We start from the raw sequence: 12,920 nt of genomic DNA, 5'->3' as shown, positions 1-12,920 counted from the left end.
ACGGTTTCCCCTGATACAATGCACTTGCGCGCCCTGTTAAGAATTCAGACCGGGCGCGCAAGACCTAATCTGGTGAAATCGCATTAGGACCAACTTAGCGGCGTCCAACAGCGCGTGCGATGGCCTTGCCGGTTTCACGGCGCGCGATGCGGGCGGCATCGGCTACGTCGCCAGCGCGGTGGCTTGCGCGGCGCTTGGCAGAACGCGCCTTGTCTCCAGCAGTATCGGCGATGTCGCCAGCCTTGCGAACGCTTTCGCGGCCCAGGTCGCTGGCATCATCCATAAGTTGCGAGGCAAAGCCGCTGGCAATTTCCGCGCCGATGGCAGCAAGACCTGCAGCCTTCGCGCCGCCGCGAGCAGCAGCCTGGCGTGGGCCCTTGAACATGCTTGCGACCAGAACGCCCAAAGCAACGCCGCCGGCAGCGGCAGCGATCGGGTGCTGTTTGACGAAGCCGGTAAAGGCGTCGGCAGCTTCGGATGCCTTTTCGGACGCGGTAGTGGTCAGGCTCTGCCCACTGCGGCGCTCTTCACGCTCTTCGGCAGCGGCGATGCGGGCTTTGATTTCTTCGCGCTTGGCGTCTGTGGCTTCGGTCGTGTCGGTCATCGGTAGTCTCCGGTTGAATGAGTTATATAGATCGAACGGGGAGCAGGGGTGCCGGGTTCCGAAGGAACGCCGACAGAATTGCTCACCCGTCGCCGCTGGTGACTTTCTCGGTCAATTCTTCGACATGGTGCCAATGGCGCTCGATCAGTTCTGAGAGTTGATCGCGGAACAGCCACCCCACCAGGAGGCTGGCACCCAAGGCGATGCCGGCACCCAGCTGGCTGGGATTTTCGCGCGCGAATTGCTTGCCGTCATCCATAAGGCCTTCAGCACCCTCCTGCATTCGGACCGCAACGCGAGCCGCGACTCCCCGGTCCTCGACGTCGCTGCGTAGGTTGTGCAGGTCTTTTTTGACCAACCGCTTCGCGGCATTCCGCAAGGCTAGATCTTCGGCGAGGCGGGTTTTCATGTCAGACATTGCTGTTCGGCTCCCCGGCAGGCTCGTCTTCGGACGAGTGCATGGCAGAGGTCATCTCGTTCCATGCGTTTCCAGCGCGGCGCACCATGACGAATGCGAAAAGCAGCAGCGAAAGAACCACAACCGCTGTCGCGCCCCAGGCAGTAATCAGCGGCGTCAGTGCGATGATCAACCCTACGGTCAGGCCGATCAAGGCAATCACGCCAACGAATGCTGCCACAACTCCGAAAACCGCCGCTTTCTTGAACCGGTTGGCGACGAAGCCCGCGCGGCTCTTCTGGTAGCTTACTTCCGCGTCGAAATACGTGCGCGCATCCGAAAACAGCGCTTCGAAGTCATCGAAGAGCGAGCGTTGCGGCGCAGGCGCGGACGGTTCGTCCGCGCCTGCTGGAGGCGTGAGGTCTTCGGGAGGCGCCGGCAAAGGAGCTTCCGCATTGTCCGGTGTGTGGACGAGAGTGTCGTCCGCTTGCGCTTGCACCGTCTCTTAGCGGAACAGGCGTGCGAAGAAGAAACCGACCACTGCGGCCAGGCCTACTGCAGCAACCGGGCTCTTGCGGATTGCTTCCCGACTTTCATCGGCCAGTTCCTCGAGGCTCTTCTCGTCGAGCTTGATGGCATTTTCCTGCAGCGCCTTGGAGGTGCTGCGGGCATAGTCGCCATATTTCGCGCCGAGCTTCTCGTCGAGCGTCGGGGCGTTCTCGTCGATCATGCGCGAAAGGCCGGTGAGAGCTTCGCTAGCCTTGTGCTTGCCTTCGACAGCGAGTTCGCCTGCCTTCGTGCGCGCTTCGGTTGACCAGTCTTCACCGCGAGCCTTGGCGTCGATGCGCGCTTTCTCAGCGCGGGCCTTGGCTTCATCACCAAGAGCAACAGCGCCAGCCTTCGCTTCTTCAAGAGCGGCGTTGAATCGTGTCTTCGCTTCGGAGGTCTTTTCTGGAGTCGCTGTCGGCTCTACAGTGCCCACGGTTTCGGTCGCGCCCTCGGTTGCGGCGACAGTTGCGGTTTTCGGTTGTTTCTTCTTGGCAGCCATTTTGCTGATTCCCTTTCGTTGCATGAGGGACCTACCCCCTAAATCTTGTCCCGTATATTGTGTTATGGGTATAACACACCGGGCTTCAAGATACCAACGCATGTTGCAGTGCAAGGTTCCGCCTTATAGGAGGCGATAAATCAAGCCCTCAGGAGTTCTTGTATGACTGCCATTATCGACGTCCACGGCCGCGAAATTCTCGATTCACGAGGCAACCCGACGGTCGAAGTGGACGTCTTGCTCGAAGATGGAAGCATTGGTCGTGCGGCAGTTCCTTCGGGCGCCTCCACGGGCGCGCACGAGGCTGTCGAATTGCGCGACGGCGACAAGGACCGCTATCTCGGCAAGGGCGTGACCAAGGCAGTTGCGGCAGTCAATGGCCAGATCGCAGACCTGCTGCGTGAAATGGACGCTGAAGACCAGCGAGATATCGACATGGCCATGCTCGCTCTCGACGGCAGCAGCAACAAGGGCAAGCTGGGGGCAAACGCTATTCTTGGTGCCAGCATGGCGGTCGCCAAGGCCGCCGCCAATGCGCGGGGGATGCCGCTCTGGGCGTACCTTGGCGGCGTTTCGGCGCACATGCTTCCGGTACCGATGATGAACATCGTCAACGGCGGTGAACATGCCGACAATCCGATCGACGTGCAGGAATTCATGGTGATGCCTGTCGGCGCGCCGACACTTGCCGAAGCCGTACGCTGGGGCTCGGAAATCTTTCACACGCTGAAGAAAGGTCTAGCAGAAAAAGGACTCTCGACCTCGGTTGGTGACGAAGGCGGTTTCGCCCCTGATCTTGCGAGCAGCCGCGCGGCCCTCGATTTCATCATGGCCTCGGTTGAAAAGGCGGGCTTCACTCCGGGTGAGGACGTTGTGCTCGCGCTCGATTGCGCCGCGACCGAATTCTTCCGCGACGGCAAATATGAAATTTCGGGCGAAGGGCTTTCACTATCACCGCAGGAAATGGCCGATTATCTCGCCAAGCTCGCCACCGACTATCCGATCTTGTCGATCGAAGACGGGATGAGCGAGGATGATTTCGAAGGCTGGAAGGCACTGACCGACGCTATCGGGGACAAGGTGCAACTCGTCGGCGACGATCTGTTCGTGACCAATCCCGAACGCCTGCGCATGGGCATCGAGCAGGGCCTTGCAAATTCACTCTTGGTGAAAGTCAACCAGATCGGCACGCTGACCGAGACGCTCCAGGCGGTCGATATCGCCCACCGCGCCGGTTACACTTCGGTGATGAGCCACCGTTCGGGCGAAACCGAAGACGCGACCATCGCTGATCTGGCGGTTGCGACCAATTGCGGGCAGATCAAGACCGGTTCGCTTGCCCGGTCGGACAGGCTGGCGAAATACAATCAACTCATCCGCATCGAGGAAGAGTTGGGCAGTTCGGCAAGCTATGCCGGGAAGGGCTGCTTCGGTCGTCTCGGCTGAGGAACGGGCCGGGGCAGGTCGGTCTCTGCTCTGGTCAAACCCGTTTGAAGCCCGCGACTAGCGGAATAATAATCCTACAGTAGCACATTTCGCTGAGCGCTTGTGTGCGGCTGCGCAGGCTTGGCTCTTCAGCCGAATTGGCCCTGTAGCTCCAGCATCCGCATAGCAGCCTGTGCCGCTTCGCCGCCCTTGTTTTTCTGGGCGGGATCGGCACGGACGAGAGCCTGCTCTTCGTTCTCGGTTGTCAGGATGCCATTGCCAATGGGGATGCCGTCCATCGTCAGCGCCATGATCGCACGCGCGCTTTCACCAGCGACAATCTCGAAGTGATAGGTTTCGCCCCGGATCACGACACCGATTGCCACGAACCCGTCGAACTTGCCGCTCTCGGCTGCCAGCGCGATTGCGCCCGGTACCTCAAGCGCGCCGGGCACGGTTACCACATCGCAAGTTTGTCCGCCGGCCGTCAGCGCAGCCTTTGCGCCTTCGATCAGCATGTCGTTGAATTTGTCGTAGAAACGCGCCTCGACGATCAGGAAATGCGCCATGTCTTACTCCGGGATAGGGTGATGGCCGACAATGTTGAGGCCATAGCCTTCGATTGCGACGAGATTGGGTTGCGAGTTGGTCAGCAGGATCATGTCGTGCACGCCGAGATCGGCGAGAATCTGCGACCCGATGCCGACGTTGCGAAGCTCCTCATCCGGCGTCCAGGTATCACCTGAACCGACCCGGCCTGTCAGTATCACGATCAGCCCCGAGCCATGTTCGCCGACTGCATGCATGGCGCGCTGGAGGGTCCGCTTGCGCGGCCCTGGTTGGCCGAGCAGGTCGTCGAATACCGAGATCGGATGGACACGGGCGAGGGTCGGCTGTTCGTCAACAACATGTCCTTTTTGAAGGACATAGGCTTCGTTGTTCGAAACCTTGTTGCGGTAGGTGATCATGCGCCACTGTCCGCCGTAATCGGATTCGAAGGCCCGTTCGTCGACACGCTCGACGAGATGATCGTTGCGCATCCGGTAGGCGATCAGGTCGCGGATCGTGCCGATCTTGAGGTCATGCTTGCGCGCAAAGGCGAAGAGATCGTCGAGCCGGGCCATTGTCCCGTCTTCATTCATGATCTCGCAGATCACGCCCGAAGGGTTGAGCCCTGCAAGACGCGAGATATCCACGGCAGCTTCGGTATGGCCTGCGCGCACGAGAACTCCGCCATCGCGCGCGGTCAGCGGAAAGACATGGCCGGGAGTTACGATGTCTTCCGGACCCTTGCTGCTGTCGATCGCAACCGAAACGGTACGCGCCCGGTCGGCTGCCGAAATGCCGGTGGTTACGCCTTCTTTCGCCTCGATCGAGATCGTGAAGGCGGTCTGCATACTCTCACGATTGTTGCGGCTCATCGGTTCGAGGTTGAGCTGCTTGACCCGCCTGCTGTCGAGCGAAAGGCAGATCAGTCCGCGACCGTGCGTTGCCATGAAATTGATCGCGGCGGGCGTCGCCATCTGCGCGGGGATGATAAGATCGCCTTCGTTTTCGCGGTCCTCGTCATCGACAAGGATGTACATCCGCCCGTTGCGCGCTTCCTCGATAATTTCTTCAATGCCTACAAGCACCGGGGTTTCGTCATTCTCGGTCAGGAAGCGGTCCAGCTTGTTGAGTGTGTCGGCAGTTGGATTCCAGCCGTCCTCGGCGCAATCGCGCAAGGTGTTGGCGTGGAGGCCGGCGGCGCGGGCAAGGCCGGCACGGGTCATGATACCCCCGGTGACAATCTTGCGGACTTTTTCGATAGTGGTGTCGCTCATGTCGCGCCATGTATCACATCATAATGTGATAGCAAGTGGTCGCCATCACATTCCTGTCCGCAATTCGATCTTGCGTACAGCCGGATAGCGCGCCAATGAACCACCATGGATCCTGTCGGAAAGAACGATTTAGACCTCGACCAGTCGTTTCGAGCAGCGATGCGCCATGTGGCGGCGACGGTCTATGCCGTCACGACTACCTATGAAGGCCGCGACTACGGAATTCTCGCGACAGCAATCAGCTCGCTCAGCTTTTCCCCGCCATCACTCCTTGCCTGCATTAACAGGGATGCTTCCCTGCATGAGCCGCTCGCCAAGGCAGAACGCTTCTGCGTCAATGTCCTCGGGCTGAGCAATCGCGATGTAGCGGAGCATTTCATGATTCCCATCCCCGAACGATTCATCGTCGGTGACTGGGAACGACATCATGATGTGCCGGTGCTTGCCAATGCACAATCGAGCCTGATCTGCACCGTAGCCGATCGCCATGAATTCGGGACGCACACCATCTTCATAGGCGAGTTGATCGCGGCCAACCATCGCGAAGATGCCACCCCGCTGACCTATTTCGACCGCCACTATATCGACATCAGTGCCGCGCCTGAGCGTGGGCGTGACAGCGAGAGCGATATTTAATCGGCTGCAAAGCTGCGTTCTTTCAACTCAAGCAGGTGCCCTGGCCAACTGGGCCCCCGACGATGTGGAAGAAACATCTCCATTTCTCGCTCGACCAGTTGCGCGCGCGCTTCCTGGGTGGGGTAGACGAAGCTCGGCATCGCACCGCCAAGGCTGCGACCAATCTCGGAACGCCAGAATAGCGGAATGCTCGAAGGATCGAAGCCTGCATTGGCGAGCAAATGGACTGAAAGCCGGTCAGCTTCAATTTCCGCCTGGCGATTGACCTGCTGGTTACGGCCGAACTCTGCAAACACTCCATTGTCGATGCCAGCTTCTTCCTTGCGTCGCCGGTGTTCAAGAACCGTGTGCGCCAGCTCATGCGCGAGAACGACCGCCATCTGTGCGTCATCAAGCTGCGCAGCAAAGTCGTACTGCACCTGAATTACTTGCCCATCGGAACGGGCGCGCGGTCCGTCACCGGTCATAATTTCAACCAGCGACCGGCATCCTGCGGGAGGGACAACAGATATCATCTGTTCGACTGCGTCACGTTTGATCCGCAAGGCAATGGTTGCGCCAGTCGGTTGCGAGGCGAGCAGCGTGAATGCAGCCTCACGCAAGTTGCCATCATCGGGTGGCGCGATTGCTGATACTGCCAATCCGTTGATTGCCAGGATGACGTCATCGCGGCGCAGACCCGCACGCGCTGCGGGGGAATGCGGCACGATACTCGATATTGCTAGCGACCCGTCCGCAAATCGATCATCGGCCACGCCTTCGCGGTATTGGTCACGGCTGTGGAGGATCATGCCTGTTGCAGGCATGAGAATGTCGCAAAGGGAGGCATTGGCGACCATCACCCGCTCGGCAATCCTTGCCAGACGCACGTCCTCGCGTTCCAGTGCTGACCAGGTTGAACTTTCCTGGGCACGCAGGGGCGCGTTCGCAACCACTGACAAGACGATCAGAACCAAGGAAAAACTGCGCAAGCTCATCGCGCCACCCTGCTGCGCATCGCGCATCCGTACAAACCATGCCTTAGCGAAGATCTGGAAATGGTGGACGCACTAGGGCTCGAACCTAGGACCCGCTGATTAAGAGTCAGCTGCTCTACCAACTGAGCTATGCGTCCATACCAACGTAGATGCTGGTGTCCTGCCATTTGCCTAGGGGCGAATCGACGGGAGGCGCTCATATAGCGGCTGTTGACGCGATGAAAAGGGCAAGATTTCGCACCAGTGTCACAAATCGCTTCGGCTAGTCCCGCGGCTCCACCTTTCGACCATCATGATTCCGCCAACACACAGCATGTTCGTCATCATGGAGGAGCCGCCATGGCTCATGAAGGGCAGGGGAATCCCAACCACCGGAGCAAGGCCCATCACCATCATAAGGTTGATGGCGACGTAGAAGAATATCGTGGCCGTCAATCCGCCCGCGAGCAGTCGCGAGAAACGATCCGGTGCATCGCGCGCTACGATCAGCCCCCAGCGCAGTACGATGCCGAAAATGAGCAACACGAGAAGGCCGCCGAGCAAACCCCATTCCTCTGCCATCGTGGCGAAGACGAAATCGGTGTGTGGTTCGGGAAGGTAATCAAGCTGGCTCTGCGAACCTTCGCCAAAGCCCTTGCCGCTGATTCCGCCCGAGCCGATTGCGATTTGAGATTGGATAATGTGATAGCCGCTGCCTTGCGGATCACTGGCAGGATCGAGGAAGGTCAGTACGCGCTGTTGCTGGTAGGGCTTGAGTGCAAAAGTGTAGGCGAGTGGCACTGCAACGATGCCAGCGATACCGCCCATAACAAACCACTTCTGCGGAATTCCCGCCAAGAACATCACGACCACTCCGCCGAAGGCAATGGCCAGTGACGTGCCGAGATCGGGTTGCAACAGCACTAGGCCCATCGGAAGTGCAATAAGCCCCAGTGGCACTAAGAGCGCGCGCCATGATCCGATCAGTCCGACCGGCAGGATCTGGTAGAAAGCCGCAAGGATCAGGACAATACCTGGCTTCATCACTTCGGATGGCTGGAGGCGCATGAAGCCAAGTTCAAGCCAGCGTTGGCTACCGCCTCCCATCTGACCCATGACCTCCACCGCGACCAGCAACAGCAAGACCGCAATATACCCCGGAACCGCGGCGAACCGCGCCCACTCTTGCGGGAAATACGAGATGACCAGCGCGACCACGAGGAACACGGCGTAACGGACGAGGTGAGAAGTCGCGTAAGGGCTCATGGAGCCGCCTGCAGCCGAGTGAAGGACTGCCGCCCCGAACGCGACAAGCACAGTCAACGGAATGACTACGCGCCATGGGAATGTCGCGAGCGAGGCGGGGAGGGCAATTGCGCCTCTCACGTCAAAGCCTCGTCAGCGCGGGGGTTGGCTTCACCGCGCGGGATAAATGCATCAGTATCGGCCTCGCGCGGCTCTGCGGCTGCGGCACGAGCTTCGGCATCGACTTGGCGTGCGAGCGTCACCGGAGGCGGCGCTGGCGGAAGATCGACACCCGCAGCGCTCGCATATTGGACGTATTGGCGATCGAGGCGCTCCTGCGCTGTTCCGCCCCATTGTTCTTCCAGAGCGTGCAGCGCCTCGAGGCCCTTCTGAGGGTCGAACAGGAAAGTCATCACATCGCGGGCCACGGGATAGGCTGCCCCCGAACCGCCGCCATGTTCGATCACCACAGCGCCAGCATAGCGCGGATTGTCGAACGGGGCGAAAAAGATGAAAAGACCATGGTCGCGATAGCGCCACGGGCCGGACTTCCCGTCCGAAATATTGAGACCGACGACCTGCGCTGTCCCCGTCTTCCCCGCCATGAAAACGTCATCGACAGGTAAGCGCGCGCGGCCTGCGGTGCCGGGGCCGTTGACGACATCGCTCATCGCCTGCCGGATATACCTCTTGTACTCGTCGCTAACTCCCATGCCCTCGAACCGCGGGGTCGTATTGTCGAGCAACAAGCGCGGTGTGACCATTTCGGAAGTAGCGAGCCGCGACGCCATCACTGCCAACTGTAACGGGCTGGCGAGCATGTAGCCTTGGCCGATGGTCGCATTCACCGTATCGAACGCCTGCCATTCGCGGCCGTACTTCTCCATCTTCCAATCGGGATCGGGGACGGTGCCGTAGAACTGGCTGACAACAGGCAGGTCGAATTGCTGCTGCATCCCGTAACGCTTGCATGCCTCGGCAATCGGCCACATGCCGGTGCGCTGCGCCATGGCATAGAAGTACACGTCGCAACTTTGATAAATCGCTTTGGACAAGTTCGTGCTGCCGTGGCCCCCACGCTTCCAGCAGCGGAACACGCGGTTGCCGACACGCAATCCGCCGCTGCAATTCACAGTTTCGTCCGGATCGACGCCTTCGCCGAGGAGCGCCATCCCCACTGTGGGCTTTACGGTAGACCCCGGCGGGTAAAGGCCCTGGAGAACCTTGTTGCGCAGCGGAACGCGGTCATTCTCGCTGAGCATGGAATATTCGAGGCGCCCGATACCGTCCGAAAAGCTGTTTGGATCGAAGCTGGGCATGGATGCCATGCACATGAGGTCGCCTGATCTGCAATCCATCACGACGACCGAACCTGACTCCAAGCCGATGCGGCGGGCTGCATAATCCTGAAGTGGCCCGTCGATCGTAAGGCGGATTGCCTGGCCCTGCACATCGTCGCGCGTTTCAAGATCTCGCACGATCCGACCAGATGCGGTCACTTCTACTCGCCGGGCGCCGGGAACGCCGCGCAATGTCTGCTCGAACTGCTGCTCGAGTCCGTCCTTGCCCATCTTGAACCCGGGCGTGAGGAGGAGCGGTTGCGGTTCCAGATCATATTCTTCGCGGCTGGGAGCGCCGACATAGCCGATCAAGTGGCCGACGGATGCACCGGTCGGGTAAAAGCGCGAAAATCCGCGCTGCGGCACGACGCCGGGCAATTCAGGCAAGCGCACGCTGACCGCGGCAAACTTGTCGAACGCAAGACCGCTCGCGACCGGTACAGCAGCAAAACCGCGCGAATCCTCTACGCGCTCCAGCAAGTCGATTTTCTCGACTTCGGTAAAATCGAGCAATTCGCCGAGCAATTCGACCGTCCGTTCCGGATCGTGCAATCGTTCAGGAATGATGTCGACGCGAAAGTCGGCCCGGTTAGACGCGAGCGGCGATCCGTCGCGATCGAGGATCCAGCCACGACGGGGCGGGATTAGCGACAGGTTCACCCTGTTGCTTTCCGCCTCCATCTCGTATTTTTCATTCTCGGCGACCGCGATGTATCCCATCCTCGCCGCAAGCAGGCAGCCGATTCCGCCCTGTACAGCGCCAATGATGAAGCTGCGGCGTTCGAACGTATGCCTGAGAGAATTGCTTGTTAGGTTGCGGTCCATGAATCTAGCCGATTTTGCGCACGCGGGTCAGCCGGAAGCGGTCGAGCAGCGCAACGATCTGTGCCACCAGCGGAAACAGAAGTATCGACAATGCTAGTTGCGGCAAGATGAGGGGATACTGAACCAGCCGCAGTCCCGCACCCGAGAACAGCGTGGCCAAAAACAGGTACAGCGCCAGGAAGATTATCGCGATACCCCAATCCTGCCAGAAACCGCGCCACGGGAAACGCACTTCGATCAGGTCGAGCGCAATCATCGTGAGTGAGAACAGCATGATACCAGAGCCGAGCGGTTGTCCCGAAAACAGATCGTCGAAGAAGCCGAGTGGAAGTCCCGCCCACATGGGCAGCAGGCCGGGGCGAAGCACTCTCCATGCCACGAGGAAGAGGTAACCGAGCGGAGGCAGAATCGGCAACGGGGCGATTATCGGAAGGAGCGGCGATAGCGATGCCAGCAGGATTATCAGCCAGGGAACACCATAGGCCAGGACCGGGGAGTGAGCGCGGTTGATCTTGCTGCCGAACTGATCGCGTCGCGCACTTGGGTTAAGCCTCTCCATCAGTCCGCGCTACCACCGCCACTGTCCTCGACCGGCCGCTCGGTGAGCAAGGGCCTGTCGAACGCTTCGATTGCTTCCGGTTCGAATATCGGTTCGATCATCACGAAATCGGTCGCGGCGGGATTGCTGAGCAACTGCCCGATCGCTCCATCATCGGTGATTTCGGTAACCATTGCTACGGCAACGCCGGGACGGAACAGGCCACCCGCGCCCGATGTGACGAAGATATCGCCCGCTTCAAGCGGATTGATGCCGAGGTTGATAAGCCGGATGCGCAAGGAGCCATCTGCCCGACCTTCGGCAAAGGCGACCACATCATCCGTGGCGCGGCGGACGGGCACGATGCTTTCGGGGTCGGTCAACAGCAGGACCCGCGAAGTGGAACGTCCGGTCTCGAGAATGCGTCCTACAAGACCCATGGGAGAGGTGACGGGCATACCGACCTCGACCCCATCGCGGCGCCCGGCCGAGAGATAACCGAAACGGCGGATACTGGCAGCACTCGAACCGATCAGTCTTCCGGTGGCAACCGGCTCTATCTCGTTATTCGTCAGGTCGAGCAGGGCCTTGAGCCGAGCGTTCTCCTGCTCCAGCGCGCGCATTTCCGCCAGCCGAACGCGCGCAACCTGGTTCTCGCGCTCAAGCTCTGCATTCTTGTTTCCGGCGTCGTAATAGCCGGCGATTGCTTCGAAGAAGCTGCGCGATCCGGAACGGGTGACGGCCCCGGCTTCTCCCGCAGGAGCTGCCGCGTCCGTTGCCATGCTCCGCAGGCCATAGAAGGCCTCCGGTCGCCACAGGGAAATAATCAGCAACAGCGCACCGATCACGGCTCCGGCGCTCGCAAAGACGTAGCCGGCAAAGCGGCCAAGCTGTGCCTTCTTGTTGGAACCTGAAGTTTGCGCCGAAGGCGGTGCCATTGCGGCCCGCTCCCCCTGTTCGTGTTGTGGCCTAGGCCGTCATCAGGACGCCGCGGTAGATCGGGTCCTCCATTGCCTTGCCGGTTCCGATCGCCACGCAGGTGAGCGGGTCTTCGGCAATGCTGACCGGCAGACCGGTTTCTTCCTTGATGTGTTCGTCCAGGCCGCTGATCAGCGCACCGCCGCCGGTGAGCACGATGCCCTGGTCGACAATATCTGCCGCAAGTTCCGGTGCGGTGTTTTCAAGTGCAATACGGACACCTTCGACAATCGCCCCGATCGGCTCTGACAGCGCTTCTGCCACATGGGCCTGGTTGATGTTGATCTCTTTCGGAACGCCATTGACGAGGTCGCGGCCCTTGATGACGATGGTTTCGCCCACTCCATCATCCGGCACGGTAGCGACTCCATATTCCTTCTTGATGCGCTCTGCCGTGGCATCACCAATCAGCAGATTGTGATGGCGGCGCACGTAGGACACGATGGCTTCGTCCATCTTGTCACCGCCCGTGCGAACCGAAGTGGTGTAGGCGAGGCCACGCAACGAAAGCACCGCGACTTCGGTCGTGCCACCGCCAATGTCGACGACCATCGAGCCGACCGGTTCGGTTACGGGCATGTCTGCACCGATTGCCGCAGCCATGGGTTCGAGGATTAGGAAAACTTCAGATGCCCCGGCATTGCTCGCGGCATCACGGATGGCGCGGCGTTCGACCGAGGTAGAGCCTGACGGCACGCAGATCACGATTTCGGGATAGCGCAGCAGCGTGCGCTTGCCATGCACCTTGCGGATGAAGTGCTTGATCATTTCTTCCGCGATCTCGATGTCGGCGATCACACCGTCGCGCAGCGGGCGAATGGCCTCGATACTGTCGGGAGTCTTGCCCATCATCATCTTCGCGTCTTCACCCACGGCCTTGACACGCTTGATGCCGTTGAGCGTTTCGATGGCCACGACCGAGGGTTCGTTCAGCACAATGCCACGGTCTTGCACATAGACCAGAGTATTGGCTGTACCGAGATCGATTGCCATGTTTTGCGAACCGAATTTGAAGAGATTGGAGAAGAAAGAACTCATCGATAATCCTGTAATCTGAATAGCCGCCATACTCGCGAGAATCCGCGGTGAGACTTCTCTGCGCTGC

General features: G+C 59.9%; 14 protein-coding genes and 1 tRNA gene. 2 read left to right on the top strand and 13 right to left on the bottom strand.

All coding sequences use genetic code 11. The features are described 5' to 3' along the window. Window positions 1-94 precede the first annotated feature (94 nt). From AAC850_RS06000 to AAC850_RS05985, 4 genes are all read right to left on the bottom strand, one after another. Complete coding sequence (locus AAC850_RS06000) at window positions 95-604, bottom strand: hypothetical protein (protein ID WP_340587773.1); 510 nt, start codon at window positions 602-604, stop codon at window positions 95-97. 82 nt (window positions 605-686) lie between these two features. Continuing rightward, complete coding sequence (locus AAC850_RS05995) at window positions 687-1,022, bottom strand: hypothetical protein (RefSeq protein WP_340587772.1); 336 nt, start codon at window positions 1,020-1,022, stop codon at window positions 687-689. Beyond that, window positions 1,015-1,443: a phage holin family protein gene (locus tag AAC850_RS05990; RefSeq protein WP_340587771.1), complete on the bottom strand. Its 429-nt coding sequence runs from the start codon at window positions 1,441-1,443 to the stop codon at window positions 1,015-1,017. Before AAC850_RS05990 ends, AAC850_RS05995 begins: the two co-directional genes overlap by 8 nt. Before the next feature lie 63 nt (window positions 1,444-1,506). Next, window positions 1,507-2,049 carry a hypothetical protein gene (locus tag AAC850_RS05985; RefSeq protein WP_340587770.1) on the bottom strand — a complete coding sequence of 181 codons (543 nt, stop codon included), beginning with the start codon at window positions 2,047-2,049 and terminating at the stop codon, window positions 1,507-1,509. Between the two features lie 162 nt (window positions 2,050-2,211). On the opposite strand from AAC850_RS05985, the gene eno reads away from it, so the two are divergent. After that, window positions 2,212-3,495, top strand: coding sequence for a phosphopyruvate hydratase (eno, locus tag AAC850_RS05980; protein ID WP_340587769.1), 1,284 nt, complete (start codon window positions 2,212-2,214; stop codon window positions 3,493-3,495). A gap of 128 nt (window positions 3,496-3,623) precedes the next feature. Here the strand turns inward: eno and ribH are convergent, their stop codons facing one another. Both ribH and ribB read right to left on the bottom strand, forming a co-directional pair. Next, window positions 3,624-4,043, bottom strand: coding sequence for a 6,7-dimethyl-8-ribityllumazine synthase (ribH, locus tag AAC850_RS05975; RefSeq protein ID WP_340587768.1), 420 nt, complete (start codon window positions 4,041-4,043; stop codon window positions 3,624-3,626). A 3-nt stretch (window positions 4,044-4,046) separates the two neighbouring features. Next, the gene (ribB, locus tag AAC850_RS05970; protein WP_340587767.1) at window positions 4,047-5,297 is read right to left on the bottom strand and encodes a 3,4-dihydroxy-2-butanone-4-phosphate synthase; all 1,251 of its coding nucleotides are present in this window, start codon (window positions 5,295-5,297) and stop codon (window positions 4,047-4,049) included. Window positions 5,298-5,402: 105 nt separating this feature from the next. On the opposite strand from ribB, the gene AAC850_RS05965 reads away from it, so the two are divergent. Continuing rightward, window positions 5,403-5,933, top strand: coding sequence for a flavin reductase family protein (locus AAC850_RS05965; protein WP_340587766.1), 531 nt, complete (start codon window positions 5,403-5,405; stop codon window positions 5,931-5,933). On the opposite strand, the gene AAC850_RS05960 is transcribed toward AAC850_RS05965, so the two are convergent. The 7 genes from AAC850_RS05960 to AAC850_RS05930 all read right to left on the bottom strand — a co-directional run bounded on the left by AAC850_RS05960 (window position 5,930) and on the right by AAC850_RS05930 (window position 12,853). After that, window positions 5,930-6,937 (bottom strand): PDZ domain-containing protein, encoded by a 1,008-nt coding sequence (locus AAC850_RS05960; RefSeq protein WP_340587765.1) that lies wholly within the window; start codon window positions 6,935-6,937, stop codon window positions 5,930-5,932. The two genes, AAC850_RS05965 and AAC850_RS05960, sit on opposite strands and share 4 nt — an antisense overlap. 34 nt (window positions 6,938-6,971) lie before the next feature. Next, window positions 6,972-7,047: transfer RNA gene (locus AAC850_RS05955), tRNA-Lys, on the bottom strand. Between the two features lie 109 nt (window positions 7,048-7,156). Next, window positions 7,157-8,275, bottom strand: coding sequence for a rod shape-determining protein RodA (gene rodA / locus AAC850_RS05950; RefSeq protein WP_340587764.1), 1,119 nt, complete (start codon window positions 8,273-8,275; stop codon window positions 7,157-7,159). Continuing rightward, a complete protein-coding gene (gene mrdA / locus AAC850_RS05945; RefSeq protein ID WP_340587762.1) occupies window positions 8,272-10,299 on the bottom strand; it encodes a penicillin-binding protein 2 in 2,028 nt (675 codons plus the stop codon). Before mrdA ends, rodA begins: the two co-directional genes overlap by 4 nt. Before the next feature lie 4 nt (window positions 10,300-10,303). Beyond that, window positions 10,304-10,858 carry a rod shape-determining protein MreD gene (locus tag AAC850_RS05940; protein ID WP_340587761.1) on the bottom strand — a complete coding sequence of 185 codons (555 nt, stop codon included), beginning with the start codon at window positions 10,856-10,858 and terminating at the stop codon, window positions 10,304-10,306. Next, window positions 10,858-11,775, bottom strand: a complete 918-nt coding sequence (gene mreC, locus AAC850_RS05935; protein WP_340587760.1) for a rod shape-determining protein MreC — start codon at window positions 11,773-11,775, stop codon at window positions 10,858-10,860. The genes AAC850_RS05940 and mreC overlap by 1 nt, the downstream gene beginning before the upstream one ends. A 31-nt stretch (window positions 11,776-11,806) precedes the next feature. Next, window positions 11,807-12,853: a rod shape-determining protein gene (locus tag AAC850_RS05930; RefSeq protein WP_340587759.1), complete on the bottom strand. Its 1,047-nt coding sequence runs from the start codon at window positions 12,851-12,853 to the stop codon at window positions 11,807-11,809. Between the last annotated feature and the right edge of the window lie 67 nt (window positions 12,854-12,920).

The organism is Erythrobacter alti (assembly GCF_037996805.1).
Taxonomy (GTDB): domain Bacteria; phylum Pseudomonadota; class Alphaproteobacteria; order Sphingomonadales; family Sphingomonadaceae; genus Alteraurantiacibacter; species Alteraurantiacibacter alti.
Note: the sequence above shows the minus strand (reverse complement) of the source record. Positions and strands in the feature narration are given on the sequence as shown.